Annotated in this window: 14 protein-coding genes; 3 read left to right on the top strand and 11 right to left on the bottom strand. The window is 67.2% G+C overall.

Translation table 11 applies throughout. The annotated features are described in order from the left end of the window. Positions 1-16: 16 nt before the first annotated feature. The 7 genes from FZ938_RS18620 to betC form a co-directional block, all read right to left on the bottom strand. Positions 17-1,297 carry a TRAP transporter large permease subunit gene (locus FZ938_RS18620; RefSeq protein WP_149199941.1) on the bottom strand — a complete coding sequence of 427 codons (1,281 nt, stop codon included), beginning with the start codon at positions 1,295-1,297 and terminating at the stop codon, positions 17-19. A 12-nt stretch (positions 1,298-1,309) separates the two neighbouring features. After that, on the bottom strand, positions 1,310-1,936 hold the full coding sequence (locus FZ938_RS18615) for a TRAP transporter small permease (protein ID WP_149199940.1): 627 nt from the start codon (positions 1,934-1,936) through the stop codon (positions 1,310-1,312). An 85-nt stretch (positions 1,937-2,021) separates the two neighbouring features. Next, positions 2,022-2,930, bottom strand: coding sequence for a shikimate dehydrogenase (locus FZ938_RS18610; RefSeq protein WP_149199939.1), 909 nt, complete (start codon positions 2,928-2,930; stop codon positions 2,022-2,024). Continuing rightward, positions 2,927-3,391: a type II 3-dehydroquinate dehydratase gene (gene aroQ, locus FZ938_RS18605; protein ID WP_149199938.1), complete on the bottom strand. Its 465-nt coding sequence runs from the start codon at positions 3,389-3,391 to the stop codon at positions 2,927-2,929. The genes FZ938_RS18610 and aroQ overlap by 4 nt, the downstream gene beginning before the upstream one ends. Positions 3,392-3,431: 40 nt before the next feature. Next, on the bottom strand, positions 3,432-5,357 hold the full coding sequence (locus FZ938_RS18600; protein ID WP_149199937.1) for a bifunctional sugar phosphate isomerase/epimerase/4-hydroxyphenylpyruvate dioxygenase family protein: 1,926 nt from the start codon (positions 5,355-5,357) through the stop codon (positions 3,432-3,434). Positions 5,358-5,866: 509 nt separating this feature from the next. Further along, positions 5,867-6,832, bottom strand: coding sequence for a choline ABC transporter substrate-binding protein (locus FZ938_RS18595; protein ID WP_149199936.1), 966 nt, complete (start codon positions 6,830-6,832; stop codon positions 5,867-5,869). 76 nt (positions 6,833-6,908) lie between these two features. Next, the gene (gene betC / locus FZ938_RS18590; protein WP_149199935.1) at positions 6,909-8,450 is read right to left on the bottom strand and encodes a choline-sulfatase; all 1,542 of its coding nucleotides are present in this window, start codon (positions 8,448-8,450) and stop codon (positions 6,909-6,911) included. 111 nt (positions 8,451-8,561) lie between these two features. Between betC and FZ938_RS18585 the strand changes: the two genes are divergently transcribed. Next, positions 8,562-9,515, top strand: a complete 954-nt coding sequence (locus FZ938_RS18585) for a choline sulfate utilization transcriptional regulator (protein ID WP_149199934.1) — start codon at positions 8,562-8,564, stop codon at positions 9,513-9,515. 10 nt (positions 9,516-9,525) lie between these two features. On the opposite strand, the gene FZ938_RS18580 is transcribed toward FZ938_RS18585, so the two are convergent. Continuing rightward, on the bottom strand, positions 9,526-10,908 hold the full coding sequence (locus tag FZ938_RS18580) for an aminotransferase-like domain-containing protein (protein WP_149199933.1): 1,383 nt from the start codon (positions 10,906-10,908) through the stop codon (positions 9,526-9,528). A 259-nt stretch (positions 10,909-11,167) separates the two neighbouring features. Between FZ938_RS18580 and FZ938_RS18575 the strand changes: the two genes are divergently transcribed. Both FZ938_RS18575 and FZ938_RS18570 read left to right on the top strand, forming a co-directional pair. Then, positions 11,168-12,457 carry a hydroxymethylglutaryl-CoA reductase, degradative gene (locus FZ938_RS18575; protein ID WP_149199932.1) on the top strand — a complete coding sequence of 430 codons (1,290 nt, stop codon included), beginning with the start codon at positions 11,168-11,170 and terminating at the stop codon, positions 12,455-12,457. 51 nt (positions 12,458-12,508) lie between these two features. After that, positions 12,509-13,735, top strand: a complete 1,227-nt coding sequence (locus tag FZ938_RS18570) for an ABC transporter substrate-binding protein (RefSeq protein WP_149199931.1) — start codon at positions 12,509-12,511, stop codon at positions 13,733-13,735. Positions 13,736-13,753: 18 nt separating this feature from the next. On the opposite strand, the gene FZ938_RS18565 is transcribed toward FZ938_RS18570, so the two are convergent. The 3 genes from FZ938_RS18565 to FZ938_RS18555 are packed head-to-tail and all read right to left on the bottom strand — an operon-like array spanning position 13,754 to position 17,273. Next, complete coding sequence (locus FZ938_RS18565; RefSeq protein ID WP_149199930.1) at positions 13,754-15,493, bottom strand: M14 family metallopeptidase; 1,740 nt, start codon at positions 15,491-15,493, stop codon at positions 13,754-13,756. After that, positions 15,490-16,344, bottom strand: coding sequence for an ABC transporter permease (locus tag FZ938_RS18560; RefSeq protein WP_149199929.1), 855 nt, complete (start codon positions 16,342-16,344; stop codon positions 15,490-15,492). The genes FZ938_RS18565 and FZ938_RS18560 overlap by 4 nt, the downstream gene beginning before the upstream one ends. 5 nt (positions 16,345-16,349) lie before the next feature. Further along, positions 16,350-17,273 carry an ABC transporter permease gene (locus FZ938_RS18555; protein WP_149199928.1) on the bottom strand — a complete coding sequence of 308 codons (924 nt, stop codon included), beginning with the start codon at positions 17,271-17,273 and terminating at the stop codon, positions 16,350-16,352. Positions 17,274-17,355: the final 82 nt, after the last annotated feature.

Here is a 17,355-nt window from a genome sequence, read left to right as displayed (position 1 = left end):
TTGAAGAGAACAAGGGTCAATGGCTGAGCCAGGCCGCCGGAACCATCACCAGCGACGGGAACAGGGTCAGCAGGAACAGGACGACCAGTTGTACCAGCATGAAGGGCCAGACGCCTTTGATGACGCCCTCCATGCTGACCTTCGACACGCCGCAGACCACGTTCAGCACGGTGCCGACCGGCGGCGTGATCAGGCCGATGGCGTTGTTGATGATGAAGAGCACGCCGAAATAGACGGGATCGATGCCGGCCTGCTTGCACACCGGGACCAGGATCGGTGTCAGGATCAGGATGGTCGGCGTCATGTCCATCGCGGTGCCGATCGCCACCACCAGGGCCATCATCGCCAGCAGCAGCAGGGTCGGGCTGTCCATCAGCGGCTCCAGCAGATCGGTCACCATCCCCGGCAGGTTGGCCACCGTGATCAGCCAGGACGACACCAGCGCCGCGGCGACCAGGAACATGACGACGCTGGTCGTCTTCGCCGCCCCCAGCAGGGCTGGATAGATGTCGGTAATCGACATCTCGCGATAGACGCAGACGGCGACGAACAGCGAATAGACGGCGGCGACCACGGCGGCCTCGGTGGGGGTGAAGACACCGAACTTCAGCCCGATGATGATGATCACCGGCAACATCAGCGCCCACACGCCTTCGCGCAGGATCGTCAGCACCTCGCGCAGGGAGCGGCGGGGCGGCGGGGAAAGGTTCTCCTTGCGCGACACGTACCACCAGGCGCCGCACAGGCCGAAGGCCAGCAGGATGCCGGGGAAGATGCCGGCGAGGAACAGCTTGGTGACCGAGACGTTGCCGGCGACGCCATAGATGACGAAGCCGATCGACGGCGGGATGATCGGCGCGATGATGGCGCTGGCGGAGACCAGCCCGGCCGACTTGTTGCGATCATGGCCGGCTGCCACCATCATCGGAACCAGCAGGGTGGCGAGTGCCGCCGCATCCGCCACCGCGGAGCCGGACAGGCTGGCCATCACCGTCGCCGCCAGGATGGTGACGTAGCCGAGCCCGCCGCGGATATGGCCGACCATAGCCATGGCGAGGTTGACGATGCGCTTGGCGAGACCGCCGGTGTTCATGATCTCGCCGGCCAGCATGAAGAAGGGCACGGCCATCAGCGGGAAGCTGTCGGCGCCGTTGATCAGGTTCTGAGCCACGATCTGCGCGTCGAACAGGTCGAGATGGATCATCAGCGCCACGCCGCACAGCAGCAGGGCATAGGCGATGGGCATGCCGATGGCCATGGCGCCCAGCAGGGAGCCGAGGAAGATGGTGATGGTCATGGTCCGGCGTCCTCAGCGGCTGGAGGCGGTGCGGGGAGGCAGCGGCAAGGCTTCATCCCGGGCCCCTTCCCGGTTGGTGCTCTGGTGCGTCCGGTGTCCGCCGGTGTGGGCGCCATGGGCGGTCGCCTCCGGCAGATCCTCGGATTCCGCGACCATCACGAGGTCGGCGTCGGAGAGCTTGCCGGTCAGCAGCAGATACATCTCATGCAGCAGGATGATGCCGGTCGACAGGCCGAACACCACGCCGACGCCGTACAGCAGCCCCATCGACAGGCCGGTGGCCGGTGCCTGCGCGTCCCAATTGATGAGGGTCTGCGTCCAGCTTCCCTGCAGCACCAGCCAAGTGACCCACAGCATCAATCCGCAGCTGGCCACCGCGCAAGCCAGCTTGCCGGTCCGCGGCAGGCGCGCCACCAGCGCATCGACGCCGAGATGCGCCCGTTCCCGCAGGCCCAGGATGGCGCCGAGGAAGCACATCCAGACGAAGAACAGGCGCGACATCTCCTCCGACACCGTGATGCCGCTGTTGAAGGCGTAGCGCAGCACGACGTTGCCGAACACCAGCACCACCATGCCGGCCATGCACAGCGCCATCAGGATTTTGATGAGGGTGAAATAGGCCTCGACCAGCCGTCTCATGCGGTCCTCCCGGTGCCGGCGGCCTCGCCGGCTTGTCTGTGTGAATGGCGCCGATTGTCAGGCGGCCATTGTCAGGCGGCCAGTATCAGCCGGTGGCTTGGCCGGCGTCCATCGACGCGAAATGCGCGCGGATGCGTTCGGCATCGGGGGAAACCCCGGTGAACAGCCTGAAAGCATCCACCGCCTGGAACACCGCCATCCCGCCGCCGTCCAGCGTCCGGCAGCCGATCGTCCGTGCCGTGCGCAGCAGCTCGGTCTCCAGCGGGAAATAGACGATCTCCGCCACCCACAACCGCGGGTGCAGCATATCGGCCGGCAGCGGCAGGCCGGGAAACTTCGCCATGCCGGTGGGCGTGGCGTGGATCAGCCCGTCCGCCGCCGCCATCGCGGTGCCGAGCCCGGTCAGATCGGCAACCGCCGAGGCTCGCCCGGCGCCGAAGCGGGCGTTCAGTTGATCGGCCAGCAGCATCGCCCGCGCCGGGTCTGCGTCGAAGATGTCCAGCCGGCCCGCTCCGAGATGGAAGGCGGCATGGCCGACCGCCGCCCCGGCCCCGCCGGCACCCAGCAGCAGCACCCGGTCCATCGGAACGGTGCCGAAACCGCGGCGGAAGCCCTCGGCGAAGCCGGAGCAATCGGTGTTGTGACCGACCCGGCGCCCGTCCTTCAGCACGACGGTGTTGACCGCCCCGATGGCGCGGGCATCGTCCGACAACTCGTCCAGCAGCGGGATGATCGCCTGCTTGCAGGGATAGGTGACGTTGAGGCCTGTGTAGCCCATGCGCTCGGCCCCCGACAGAAGTTCCGGCAGGGCATCGGGACCGATGCCGAGGCGGTCGAGGTCGATCAGCCGGTAGAGGCAGCGCAGGCCGAGGGCGTCGGCCTCCCGCTCGTGCATCGCCGGGGTTCGGGAGGCCTGGATGCCGGCGCCGATCAGCCCGACGAGGATCGAATTGCCGGCGGCGGGGGTGGGGGCCGGTCGGGAGATGGCGTTCATTTCTCGGCGGTCTCCAGCAGGCGGGCCATCCGCTGGAGGGCCAGCGTGTAGCCCTGGGTGCCGAAGCCGCAGATCACACCGGCCGCGACCCGCGACACATAGGAGAAATGGCGGAATTCCTCACGCCGGTGGATGTTGGAGATATGGACCTCCAGGATGGGGAAGGCGCAGGCCGACAGCGCGTCCATCAGCGACACCGAAGTGTGGGTCAGGCCGGCCGGGTTGATGACCAGCCCGTCGACCGTCTCGCGCGCTTCGTGAATCCAGTCGATCAGGACATGTTCGGCATTGGACTGGCGGAAGTCGACGGCAAGACCCAGCGTCTCGCCTGTGCGGCGGCAGTCGGCTTCGACATCGGCCAGGGTCTCATGGCCGTAGATGTGCGGCTCGCGCTTGCCCAGCAGGTTGAGGTTGGGTCCGTTCAGGACCAGGATTGGACGGCTTATGGTGGGGCGGCTCATGGCGGGGCGTCTCCAAACAAACGCACTGTTTCGTTCATTTTCAGTCGAGATAGAGTTCGGGGCGGGCGCCTTCGCGCAGTTGCGCCTGTACCGCCATGCGCACGGCGGCATTCACGGCGCCGAACTGGCGGTAGCCGGCACGCCGTTCCACCACCTCGAAGAAGAAGCGGTCGTCGAAGCTGTCGGTGTAGGCGTGCAGGAACTCGCCACCCCCGTCAGCCTGGCCGTCGCGGTCATACAGCAGTTCGCGCTGCTTCAGCGCTTCCAATGCCGCATCGTCCAGCGGGTGTTTGACTGCGAGGTCGTCATAATAGTTGGCGGGGATCGGCAGGAAGGGCGCGCCGGCCGCCAGACGGTCCTCCACCAGGGCGGCGGCATCCGACGCCGCGAAGGCGATGTGATGGACGCCGGCTCCGGCGGTGGCGCTGACGAAGCGGCCGGTTGCGGTCCGCCGGCTTTCCGAGATGTTCAGCGGCAGCCGCACGCCCCGGCCGGGCTCCGCATCGGGGCTGACCAGCGCCCGGCTGCGGATCAGGCCATAGGGGTCGGGCAACTCCCACAGGCTTTCCGGAACGAAGCCGAAGACCGTTCGGTAGAACAACACGAAACCGTCCATCCGGCCGAAGGGCAGGGCCTGGGCGACATGGTCGATGCCGAGCAGGGGCGGGGGGCCGGCTGCTCCAGCAGGCTCCTCCGCGAACAGGTGGAAGTCGTCCTCCCAGATGCTGCGGTTGGCTTCCTTGTCGTCGACCAGATAGATCAGCGTGCCGTCGGGGGCGCGCAGCGCCGGGATGCGGCGTTCGCCGTCGCCGACCCTCTCGCGCCACAGCACGCAGCGCAAGGCCTCGGCCCGGGCAATCGTGCGGGCGGCATCGTCCACCGCGAAAGCCATGGCGCAGACCGAGGGGCCGTGCATCTGGAAATGCTCCGACGCTGCCGAATCCTCCTCGCTGTTCAGCACCAGATTGACGCCGCCCTGGCGGTAGAGGTCGACATCCTTCGAACGGTGGCGCCCGGCATGACGGAAGCCCAGGCTGCCGAGCAGGGCGGACAGCTTGTCCCGCGCCGCGGCATCGACGGCAAATTCCAGGAACTCCACGCCACGGCAGACCGGTGGCGCCGGCAGGCCGGGTCCGAAGCCTGCTTCGGCCTCCGTATGGATCAGTGACCGCAGACCATCGAGGGCGGTCAGGCGGGCTGGGGCGGCGCGGAATTCGTCATTGAAGATCTCCAACGACAGGGGGCCGCGGTAGCCGGATGCCAGCACCGCGTCGACGAAGCGCCCGACCGGCAGCTGGCCCTGGCCGGGGAAATTGCGGAAATGGCGGCTCCAGGACAGCACGTCCATCGACAGCTTCGGCGCGTCGGCCAACTGCACGAAGAAGATGCGATCGCCCGGCAGATCGGCAATGCCGGACGGGTCGTCGTCCAGGGCCAGCGTGTGGAAGCTGTCGACGATCAGCCCCAGCGCCGGGTGATCGGCGCGCTGCACGATGTCCCAGGCCTGACGCCAGCGGTTGACATGCCGGCCCCAGGCCAGCGCCTCGTAGCCGACGCGCAGACCGCGGCGCCGCGCCCGCTCCGCCATCTCGGCGAGATCGGCGGCGGCACGGGCGGGGTCGTCGATGGCGGCGGGCTGGACGTTGGAGCAGACCAGCACGAGGTCGGTCCCCAATTCCTGCATCACGTCGAACTTGCGTTCCGCCCGGTCGAGGTTACGGGCGCGGATCGGGTCCGGCATCGCTTCGAAATCGCGGAAGGGCTGGAAGATGGTGATTTCCAGCCCCAGACCCTCCGCAATGCGGCGCACGTCGGCCGGGGAGCCGTCGAAGGTCAGCAGGTCGTTCTCGAAAATCTCGACCCCGTCGAAGCCGATGCTGGCCGCCGCCTCAAGCTTCTCCGGCAGGGTGCCGCTCAGCGAGACGGTGGCGATCGACTTTTTGAAGGTGAAGGCGCTGGACGGCATGGGAGCCCTTTCGGCAGCGGCATGGTTCGTACATGCCAACAAACGTACCAGTTCGTACATTTTGCCGCAAGATGCTTTGCATGACGATGATTGAGAATGCGAACTATCTGGTGGTGTGATGTGGTTAACAGCCCTTCCACCTTCACGAAGAGATGGCAAGCTGACGTCGTGGAATGTGGATCGGCGTCCACGCTCGGCGGACAACTGAACCCGGCTACTGCATTGATTTAGAGAGATAAAGTCTATGACAGTTGGCCTGTCATCGGTGTCGATGCAGGGCTACTCTGCAGTGGGATTCCTCCAGCATTGCCCAGGCTGACGGACCGGAGGGAGACGACGGATTGACGGTCCGCAATCCTCCCCCTCGGGCCTCATCGCAAACCGGAGGGGCCCCGCATATAATGGCGTTCGGGTCGGTAGGTCGGCCGGAACCAGGACGGGAAGCGGTTTCGGACCCATGCGCGCAACGCGGCAAGCATGGTTGTTCGTCTCCTTATCGTTTGGTTGCCTCACTTCAGGCCCAACGCCGCGCGCACGGCTGTCGCGGCATCCTTGCCGTTGCGGGTCGACACGCCGGCCAGCCAGGGGCCGAGCAGGTCGGGATGCGCCTTCAGGTAGCTGGCCGCGGCGTCCTTGGGCGCCTTCTTGTCGTCGGTGATGGCGGCCATGATCTCGTTCTCCATCCCGACGGTGAAGGCGAGTTGGCTGAACAGGCGGTGGACATTCGTGCATTCGGTGCCGTAGCCGCGCCGGGACAGGGTGTTGACCGTGGTGCTGCCATAGTTCGGACCGAAATAGGCGTCGCCGCCGCTGAGATACGTCATGTCGATCCGGGTGTTCATCGGGTGCGGTTGCCAGCCGAGAAAGACCACCCAATCCTTGCTGCGCGTCCGGCGCATCGCCTGTGCCAGCATGGCCTGCTCGCTCGATTCGACAAGGGTCCAGCCTTCCAGCCCGAAATCCTTCTTGTCGAGCATGCGCTGAATATTCTGGTTCGCCGGCGCGCCCGGCTCGATCCCGTAGATCTTCTTTTCGAACCGGTCACCGAACCGGGCGAGGTCGGCGAAACTGTGCACGCCGGCTTCGGCGACCGCGGTCGGAACTGCCAGGGTGAATTTGGCGTTTTCCAGGTTCGGGCGCACGATCTCGACCGATTTCTCGGCGATCAGCTTGTCGAGAAAGGTGGATTGGGCAGGCATCCAGTTGCCGAGGAAGACATCGATCTGCCCGGTCTTCAGCCCCTGGAAAATGATCGGCACGGCGACCGTCTCGATCTTCTGCTGATAGCCCAGCGCGCCCAGCAGCGTTCCCGCCACCGCATTGGTCGCGGTGATGTCGGTCCAGCCGGGATCGGCCATCCTCACCATCTGGCAACTGGCTGGCTCTGCCGCCGATGCCGGCAACGAGCCGGCCGTGATCCCGATCGCGGCCACCAGACCGGCCAGCGCCGCACGCCCTGCCGTCAAACCGCCCATTGCAACCCCTGGTATATGCATGCTGCCTTCCCTCCTGTCGGGTGATGGTCGACGTCCGGCGCACCGTCGCGCCGTCCTATTGCATAGAGGCACCAGGGCGCGGGAAACGAGCCATGGCTTCCAGATCGTCGAGATCCAGATGGTTGCGCATATAGCTGGTGCCTGCATCGGTGAAGGGCTGGAAATCCCAGGAGCGGTGCTTCCCCTGTCGCAGCGCCTCGGCCACCAGGAGGCGCCGCTGTTGACTGGCGACAACCTCCTCATGCAGGCGCGCCAAGTCCCAGCGTTGTTCCACCTCGGCGCGGTAGCGTCGCAGGGCATCGGCTGCCGCCGAGCCGGCGGCGGGCTGCTCCGCCCGGTTCACCAACTCGTCCGGGTCGTCGGACAGGTCGTAGAGCTGGTCGGGATCGGCCGGCGAATGGATGAATTTGTCGCGGCCGCGCCGGATCATCACGATCGGGGCCACGGCGCCTTCGGCCAGATATTCGCCGATCACCTCGTCGTGGCCGCCGCTGCGCTGAAGGTGCGGCAACAGGCTGCGCCCGTCGATCGGCGTCCGCCAGCTTGGCGCAGCCCCATCATGGGCGAGTTCGACCAGGGTCGGCAGCAGATCCATCGACGAGACCGAGGCCGCGACCCTCCCGGCCTGGAACCAGCCCGGCGCCCGGACGATCAGCGGGATACGGCAGGCGGACTCGTAGAAGCTCATCTTGTACCACAGCCCGCGTTCGCCCAGCATGTCGCCATGGTCGGACAGCAGGACGATGACGGTATCCTCGGCCAGTCCGGTTTCCTCCAGCGCGCCCATCAGCCGACCGATCTGATCGTCCACGTAGGCGACGGACCCGTAATAGGCACGGCGGGCGTTGAGGATCTGCCGTTCGCTGAGCGGCATCTCGTCCATCGCGCAGACATGGCGCAACCGCCGCGAATGCGGGTCCATCGCGTCCGGCGCCAGAGTGACGCGCGGCAGCGGCACCTCCGCGTCGGTGTGGCGGTTCCAATAGCGCTCGGTGATGGCGTAGGGGTCGTGCGGATGGGTCAGCGATACCACGAAGCAGAAGGGCCGTTCCCGCCGGCCGCGAGCGATGTCGTACAGCTTGCGTTCGGCGGTGAAGACCACCTCCTCGTCGAAGTCGAGCTGGTTGGTGCGCAGGCAGGGGCCGGCGTCGCGCACGGAACTCATGTTGTGATACCAGCTCGGCCGCTCCTGGGGCCGGGTCCAGTCCGGCGTCCAGCCGAAATCGGCCGGATAGATGTCGGTGGTCAACCGTTCCTCGAAGCCGTGAAGCTGGTCGGCCCCACAGAAGTGCATCTTGCCGGACAGAATGGTCTGGTAGCCGGCAAGCCGCAGGTAATGGGCAAAAGTGGGGACTGCGGAGGGAAATTCGGCGGCGTTGTCGTAGCCGCCGATGGCCGAGGGCAACCGCCCGGACAGGAAGACATAGCGCGAGGGGGCGCAGAGCGGGCTGTTGCAGTAGGCGCTGTCGAACACCACGCCGCCCTCCGCCAGGTGGTCGATGTGCGGCGTCCGCACCGTCGGGTTGCCGTAGGCGCCGAGCGCCTGCGGGATCATCTGGTCGGCCATGAGGATAAGGATGTTGGGACGCCGTGCCATATCCGCCTGCTTCATACCGTTTGTGGACAGATCGTTCGAGAACGATAGAATTGACGCACCCAACAGGGGGCGTGAAGCTCCTGTCTCATCATGGTGATATGAAGGGTGCTCATGGGAAAGGACCGCCTGCCACCGCTGCGCACCCTGCTTTTCTTCGAGGCGGCCGGCCGGCTGCTGAGCTTCAGCGCCGCCGCCCGTGAGCTTGCCTGTACCCAGTCGGCCGTCAGCCACCAGATCGGCTGGCTGGAGGCAGATCTGGAGACGGCGCTGTTCCGTCGTCTTCACCGCGGGGTCGCGCTGACGCCGGACGGCGTACGGCTCTACGAGGCGACCCGCGAGGCGCTGGACGGTATTGGTGATGCGGTGACCCGCATCCGTGACAGGCACCGGCCGGGCGTTCTGAACGTCGCCACCGATTTCGGTTTCGCCTCAGGTTGGCTGTTGCCGCGTCTCGGCGCCCTGCGCCAGCTTTTGCCGGAACTGGACGTGCGGGTCGTGACGACGCAGAACGCGATCGATCTGCGCCGCGAGGCGGTGGACATCGCCATCTCCTTCGGCCACGGTCATTGGCCCGGTTGCGAGGCGGAACTCCTGTTCCCCGAACGGGTCCTGCCGGTCTGCAGCCCTGCCTTCCGGGCGAGCCGCGCCCCGTTTGCCGCCGGTGCCGCCACCGGAATCGCCGCTTCCCCGGCCGATCTGGCGTCCCTGCCACTCCTGCATCTGGAATCAATCGGGCCGGCCGCCTGGCTGTCCTGGAGCGATTGGTTCACCCTGCACGGACTGCCAGTGCCGGCCGGCGGCCACGACCTGACCTTCAACAATTATCCACTGGTCCTGCAGGCTGCCCTGATGGGCCAGGGAGTGGCGCTGGGATGGAGTCCGCTGACCGACGAGCTGATGCGGGACGGGCATCTGGTTGCCCTGATCGACCGGCCGATCCAGACCGAACGGGGCTATTTCCTCGTCGTCTCCAGCCGGCGCAAGCCGGATGAGCGTCGCGACCGCTTCCGCCGCTGGGTCGTCGAGGAAAGCCGCCGGGACGGCGACCACAGGAACGGCGGTTGAAAGCACCTTGTTACCGCGCTCCGTCTGCCTGCAGACGGTCGCCGAGAAATGCGATGAAGCGCGGATCGTCGGCATAGGCGATGTTGATCCGCATCGCCGGCGCAGTGGCCGTCCGCGTCGGCAGGAACAGCGTGCCGGGAGCCAGGAAAATTCCCTGTTCCGCAGCTTGGCGCACCAGATCCGCCTCGTCGATGCCGTCGGGAAGTTCACCCCACAGATAATATCCGCCGGGAGCAACCGGCGGCAGTCGGACGCCGATGCGGGTCAGTGCGAGCGTCGCCTTTTCCGTATGCTCCCCGATCAGCGTCTTCAGCCGGCGCAGATGTCGAAGATATTGGCCGGAGGCGATGAAGGCGTAGACCATCCGCTCGACATAATCGGAGGTGCTGACGACGGTCAGCATCTTGACGTCGCACAGCCGGTCGATCAGCGGGCGTTTCGCCGCCACATAGCCGACACGCAGGCTGGCCGACAGGGTTTTGGAGAAGGTGCCGACATAGATGACCCGCTCCAACTGGTCGAGCGCGGCGAGCCGCGGGCTGGCGGCGGGCAGGACATCGGCGAAGGGGTCGTCCTCGACAATGTGCAGGCCGTGCTGTTCGGCAATCCGCAGCAGGCGGTGCGCGACGGCGGGGGTGATCGAGCCGCCGGTCGGGTTGTGCGCCAGCGACTGGGTGAAGAACAGCTTCGGCTTGTGGGCGGCGGCCTTGGCGGCGAGATCGTCGAGGTCGGGGCCGTCGTGGCGACGCTGGACGCCGACGATGCTGATGCGCGACAGCCGGAGCTTGCCGAACAACGGGTAATAGCCGGGGCTGTCGACCAGCACGGTGTCCCCCGGTTCCAGCATCTGGCGGGCCACGAGGTCGAGTGCGTGGTTGGCGCCCTGGGTCAGCAGGATCTGGTCCGGCGACGCCGTGATTGACCGTTCTCCGAGCGTCAGCGCCAGCCGCTCCCGCAACGGCAGGAAGCCCCAGGGGGAGCCGTAGCCGTGTTCCGGCGTCAGGCCGCGGGTTGCGGCCAGGAAACGCGGGCTGCCGCCGACCTCGAACCGCTCCATCCAGGACGGCGGCGGCCGGCCGTCGCCGATCCGCACGGCATAGCTCTGCACCAGCTGTTCGCGCAGCAGGGACACGAAGTCCACCGCCTCTGCGACATGGGCGGACTGCTGCCCCACCACCGCGTGGCGGACGCGGGCGACGTAATAGCCGGCCCCCTGCTTCGCCTCGACATGGCCCAGCGCCACCAGACGGTCGTAGGCCTCGGCCATGGTGTTCTTCGATACGCCATGTTCGACGGCGCCGGCCCGTACCGACAGGAGGCGCTCCCCCGGCTTCAACAGACCCTCGCCGATCAGTCCGGCGATCCTGTCGACGATGCTGCCCACCCGTGTCATCGCATCACCGCTGCAGTGTCCCAACCGACGCGCTGGTACAGTGTCCCGGAGATTTCGGGAAACTGTCCCTTGTGCTGTCCCTTTGTATCACTGATCATCAATGGAGCGAATGGTGATGGCGGGACGGCCCGCGGCGCCCGTTCGACCGGCATTACCCCCAGCATCACCATTATCCCGCCCCCATTGTCCCATCCGGTGCGCGCCTTCGCGCGGCGCCGGAGGGGGATGCATCCACAAAGCGCACGGACAGGGTTCAGGAATGATCGACACCACCCGCAGTTCCCGCATCTCCGGATTCCACAAGAAATCGCCTGCGGAGCGCCTGGGCATCGTCTCGGACTTCGCCGGCCTCGATGCCGCGGCCGCAGCGCGGCTGTCGGACACCGGAAACCTGGATCTGAGCCTTGCCGACCGTCTGGTCGAGAACGTGATCGGATCGATGAATATCCCGCTGGGGATCGCGACCAATATGAGGGTCGACGGCGAGGATGTGCTGATCCCGATGGCGACGGAGGAGTCGTCGGTCGTCGCCGCGGTCTGCAACGCGGCCCGGCAATGCTATGACGCCGGCGGCTTCACCACGTCGATGTCCGGCACGCTGATGATCGCGCAGATCCAGGCGGTCGACGTGGCCGATCCCCATGCGGCCCGCCTGCGCATCCTCGGGCGGCGCGAGGAGATCAAGGCGATCTGCGACGGCTGCGATCCGGTCCTGCTATCCTTCGGCGGCGGCTTCCGCGACGTCGAGGTGCGTGTGCTCGACAGCCAGAGCGGGCCGATGCTGGTGACCCATCTGATCGTCGATACCCGCGACGCAATGGGCGCCAACGCAGTCAACAGCATGGCGGAGACGCTGGCCCCCCACATCTCCGCCTGGACCGGCGGCCGGGTGTATCTGCGCATCCTGTCCAATCTGGCCGACCGCCGGCTGGCGCGGGCGCATGCGGTGTGGCCTCTCGACCAGATCGGCGGCGAGGCGGTGCGCGACGGCATCGTCAGCGCCTATCACTTCGCAGCCGCCGATCCGTATCGCGCCGCCACCCACAACAAGGGGATCATGAACGGCGTCAGCGCGGTCGTGCTGGCGACCGGCAACGACACCCGCGCGGTGGAGGCCGGCGCCCATGCCTTCGCCGCCCGCAGCGGCCAGTATGGCAGCCTGACCCGCTTCGAGGTGACTGCCGACGGACAGCTCAGCGGCTCCATCGAACTGCCGATGGCGGTCGGGCTGATCGGCGGCGCCACCAAGGCGCATCCGACGGCGCAGGCCTGTCTAAAGATCCTCGCCGTGACCAGCGCCGAACGTCTTGCCCGCATCATCGCCGCGGTCGGGCTGGCACAGAACTTCTCGGCGCTGAAGGCGCTGGCGACCACCGGCATCCAGAAGGGCCACATGGCCCTGCACGCCCAGAACATCGCGATGATGGCCGGCGCGGTGGGCGACGAGATCGATCGCGTCGCCGCTGCGCTGGTGGAGCGCGGCACCGTGCGCCAGGACATCGCCCAGGCGGTCCTGCAGGACCTGCGTGGCGGGGCCGCCGGCGCCTGACAGCAGCGGACAAGACTGAAAAGCACCAGAATAAATAAGGGGAGGACCTTGATGAAGACCGGATACACGCTGGCCGGCATGGCCGCGGCCAGCCTCGTCGCATTGTCGATCGGCACCGTCCCGGCATCGGCCGAGATCGCGAACCACCGGGTGAAGCTGGGGGTGCTGACCGACATGAGCGGCTTCGCCTCCGACAGCACCGGGCAGGGCTCGGTGGTGGCGGCGGAGCTGGCGGCGGAGGATTTCGCCAAGGAACTGCCCGGCGTCACCATCGAGGTCATCCACGCGGACCACCAGAACAAGCCCGACATCGGCGCCGCCACCGCGCGCCGCTGGCTGGACCAGGAGCATGTCGATGCGATTCTGGACGTGCCCTTCTCGTCGGTGGCGCTGGCGGTGAACGAGGTGACGCGCAACTCCAAGGCGGTCTTTATCGCATCCGGTCCCGGCACGACCGAACTGACCGGCCCGAAATGCTCCCCCAATACCATCCAGTGGACCTATGATACCTGGGCGCTGGCCAATGGCACGGCGCGGGCGGTGACGGAGAGCGGGGGCAAGCGCTGGTTCTTCATGACCGCCGACTACGCCTTCGGTCATGCGCTGGAGCGCGACGCCTCGGCGGTGGTCAAGAGCATGGGCGGCACCATCGTCGGCAGCGTCCGCCATCCGCCCAACGCGTCCGATTTCTCCTCCTACCTGCTGCAGGCGCAGGGCAGCGGCGCGCAGGTCATCGGGCTCGCCAATGCGGTGGGCGACACCATCGGGTCGGTCAAGCAGGCGACCGAGTTCGGCATCACCGCCGGCGGACAGCGGTTGGCCGCCCTGCTGATGCAGCTGAGCGACGTTGCCGCCGTCGGGTTGAAGGATGCGCAGGGATTGTATCTGACAGAGGCCTTCTATTGGGATCTGAATCCCGGCACCCGCGCCTTCGCCGACCGCTTCGCCGCCCGGATGGACGGGCGCCGTCCCACCGGCAACCAGGCCGGCGTCTATGCCGGCGCCCTGCATTACCTGAAGGCGGTCAAGGCCGCCAACAGCACCGACGCCACCATCGTCGCCGCCAAGATGCGGGACCTGCCGACCGACGATCCCCTGTTCGGCAAGGGAAGCGTCCGCGTCGACGGCCGGGCGGTCCACGACATGCTGTTCTTCGAGGTCAAGAAGCCCGAGGAATCGAAGGGACCCTGGGACTTCTACAAGCTGATCAAGACCATCCCCGGCCCCGAAGCGTTCCGCCCTCTGTCGGAGGGTGGCTGCCCGCTGGTGCAGAAGTAAGGCGGGTCACGGTGCCGGTCAGCTCACGACAAGCTCCTGCCAGGCCTCGTAGGCGGCAAGCACCGTCTCCATCTGCGCGGTGTGGCCCTGGATGAAGGCATCGCCATAGATGGTTTCGTCCGGATATTCGGTGATCAACGTCACCGGCACCGTGCTGCGTTCATCCAGCGACGACAGGCAGGGGAAGCCATTGATGAGGCGGAACCCGGTCTCGCCGGCATGGATTTCGTAGAGCGCGATCTGTTCGGCGTTGCGGGCCGCCAGTCCCGGAATCGTGGCAAGATGCGCCGTCACCCGGTCGAGCAGGCGCTCCGCCGCCGTCTCCCAACCCGCGTGGTGGCGCATCACCAGGAAGAAGCCCTTGGGCAGGGTCCACATGGCGAAGTTGCGCGGCACATAGCCCGACAGCGGCCGGGTCCATTCATGCGAGGGGTAGCCGTGCAGGTTCAGGTGGAGACGGGCGCCGCTCCGCCGTTCCGCTTCCAGCCGGACGGCCTTTTCATTCAGATGGGGACCGGCCTCCGCAGGGTTGCGGTATTCCAGATCGTCGCCGAGCGCGGTGTAGCGCGCCGCATGGTGCATGTGGCGCGGGTTTCCGGCCCGCAGCCGGTGATGCAGGGCGTAGCCGTCCGGGTTCTCCAGGGGCGACACGGTGAAATGCGCGCCCGGACGCTGCGCCAGCCGTTCCGCCGCGCGCAGGGCGCCGACCACGCCGGTCGTCTCGTTCGCGTGCTGGCCGCCGCTGATCATCACCGGCGCGTCGCTGCCCCGCACATGGCGGGCGAGCACCGGGCGTCCGCTGCGCGTTCCCGCCTCGAACGGCTCGCCGCCGATCCGTTCCAATCCAGCACGGATCGCCGCGTCTCCGATCGGAGCGGCGGTGCGGTCCAGCGCGGAGGCGTCCAACGGCTCGTCGGCGGACGTGATGGCGTCGCGTGACAGGGGACGCAGTTCCACCCGCACCCGCACCGCGCCGTCGCTCAACCCGATATCGGGCGCGATCTGGCCCGGCTTCAGCCCGCGGTCGCCGAGCGGCCGGCCGGACTTGCGCTGGAACACCTCCAGCAGGGAGAAGTAGAAGTCCTCGTGCAAGGCTTCGCGCAGGCTCACCACCTCGTCGGCGAAACCCAACGGTTCGTCAGCCGCCGGATATTCGGCGCGGATGCTCAGTTCCTCGAAATAGGGCTCGCCGCCGGTCCAGTTATGGGCGGTGATGGCCGTCATGGCGGACTCGAACAGCCGCTCGTAATCCGTCTCCAGCCGTTCTCCGTCCCCATCGTCACTCAGGCGCAGCCAGCCGGTCGGCGAGACGCCGGTCTCCCCCGCCATGTCGGTGTGGACGCGGTTGGGCGCCGCCACCCGCCGTTCCTCCCGCCGGCCATCCTTGAAGGTCAGCGTCACGTCGTAATGGAACGCGCCGTCCGCCCGCGGGCGGAACGCGACCTCCGCCCCCGCCAGCAGGGCGGCCAGCGGATAGGCTTCCAGCAGGAAGCGGTTCGCCGGAGCCTGCGGGTGGACCGGATAGGCGACGGTCACCGCCGCCAGATCGTGGGGCTCCGCCTCTTCCAGGAAGAAATGCAGCAGGGGCTTGTAGGCGCTGCGGATTCGGGCGGACACGCCGCGCTCCGCGAGGCGCCGTTCGGCGGCGCGGCGGCTCTGCGCGTCGTCGAAGGTCCAGGCCTCCGCCGTCTTGCCTTTCAACTGGGCGCACAGGCGATCGAGCGTCCGCTCGAACGAGGCTTCGAACAGGACGGTCATCGAGACGTTCTCCCGGTGGGGTCGAGGCTGTCGCGCAGCCAGTCGCCGAGCAGGTTCAGGCCCAGCACGGTCAGAAGAATGGCGAGGCCGGGGAAGACGCTGACCCACCAGGCGACCTGGAGATAGGTGCGCCCCGAGGCCAGCATGCCGCCCCAGCTGGGGATGGTGGGATCGATGCCGAGCCCGAGGAAGGTCAGGCTGCTTTCCAGCAGGATGTTGTTGGCGACGTTCAGCGTCAGCAGCACGATCACCGGGCCGATCAGGTTCGGCAGCAGGTGCTGGACGATGATCCGCCAATCCTTGACCCCGATGGCGCGGGCGGACAGGATGAACTCCCGCTCGCGCAATGCCAGGACGGAGCCGCGGACGAGGCGTGCGTACTGCACCCACTGCGACACGATCAGCAGGATGATGGTGTTGGTCAGGCTGCCGCCGACGATGGCGATGAAGGTGATCGCCAGCAGGATGAAGGGCAGCGCCAGCTGCACATCGGCGAAGCGCATCACCACGATGTCGCAGATGCCGCGGTAATAGCCGGAGATCAGGCCCATCAGCACGCCGATCACCGCCGCCCCGGCGACCGAGACGAAACCGACCAGCAGCGAGATCTTGCCGCCCGCCACCACGCGGGCCAGCACGTCGCGCCCCAAGGGGTCGGTGCCAAGCGGGTGCGCCGCAGTCCGGAAGGGCGGCGACAGGCGGGCCATCAGGTCCATCTTGTCGGCGCCACCGGGGAACAGCTGGTCAGAAAAGAGCACGGCCAGGCAGATGACCAGGGTCAGCGACGCGCCGAGCAGGAATTCGAGATTGCGGAAGCGCGGGGAGCGCAGGAAGGAGAGCGCAGCGGCCATGGCGGTCACGAGGTCCGGATGCGCGGATCGACCAGCCCGTAGGCGATGTCGACCAGCAGGTTGACGCCGACGATCAGCAGCGACAGGACGGTGATGACGCCCTGAAGCACCGGGTAGTCGCGCGCGGCCACCGCGTCGAAGGCCAGCGTGCCCAGCCCCGGCCAGTTGAAGACGCGCTCCACCACGACGATGCCGCCCAGCAGGCCGCCGAACTGCAGGCCGAAATAGGTGATCAGCGGGATGGCGCAGTTGCGCAGCGCGTGCTTGTAGAGGACCTTGCCCTCGCTCAGCCCCTTGGCGCGCGCCACCATGACATACTGTGACTGCAGGGTTTCCAGCATGGCGCTGCGCACCAGTCGAACATTGGTCGCGGTCAGGATGACGCCCATGGTGACCGCCGGCAGGACGAAGTTCGACGGACTCTCCATGCCGCTCGGCGGCAGCCAACCCAAGGTGATGGCGAACAGCAACACCAGCATCGTCGCCAGCCAGAAGTTGGGCACCGACAGGCCGACCAGCGACAGGATGCGGATCGCCTGATCGGCAACCCCGCCCCGCGCCGTCGCCGCCCTGATGCCGAGCGGAATGGACAGGGCGATGGATACGGCCATCGACACCAGCGCCAGCAGCAGCGTGGCCGGCAGCGCGTCGGCGATCAGCCGCGACACGGGGGTGCCGCCAAGGAAGCTGTTGCCGAAGTCGAACCGCAGCAGTCCGGTCAGGAAGCCTCCGTACTGGACGAGGAAGGGCCGGTTGACCCCCAGCGCCTCGCGGATGCGCTCCAGGTCCTGTTCGGTGATGCTGCCCGCCCCCTGCGTGAGCATGAGGGCCGGATCGCCGGTCAGGCGGATCGCGAAGGAGACGACCAGCGTCACCACCACCATGACGAAGACCGCCTGGATCAGGCGCTTGAGAAGGAATCCGGCCAAGACATGCCACCCTGGAAAAACGGGCCTGAAAAAATGGAGCGAAACCGCATCCGGCACCGCCGCTCCCCGGATGGGAAGGGCG

It is taken from the genome of Azospirillum oryzae, assembly GCF_008364795.1.
GTDB classification, from domain to species: Bacteria; Pseudomonadota; Alphaproteobacteria; order Azospirillales; family Azospirillaceae; genus Azospirillum; species Azospirillum oryzae.
This window is presented reverse-complemented; position numbering and strand designations above follow the sequence as displayed.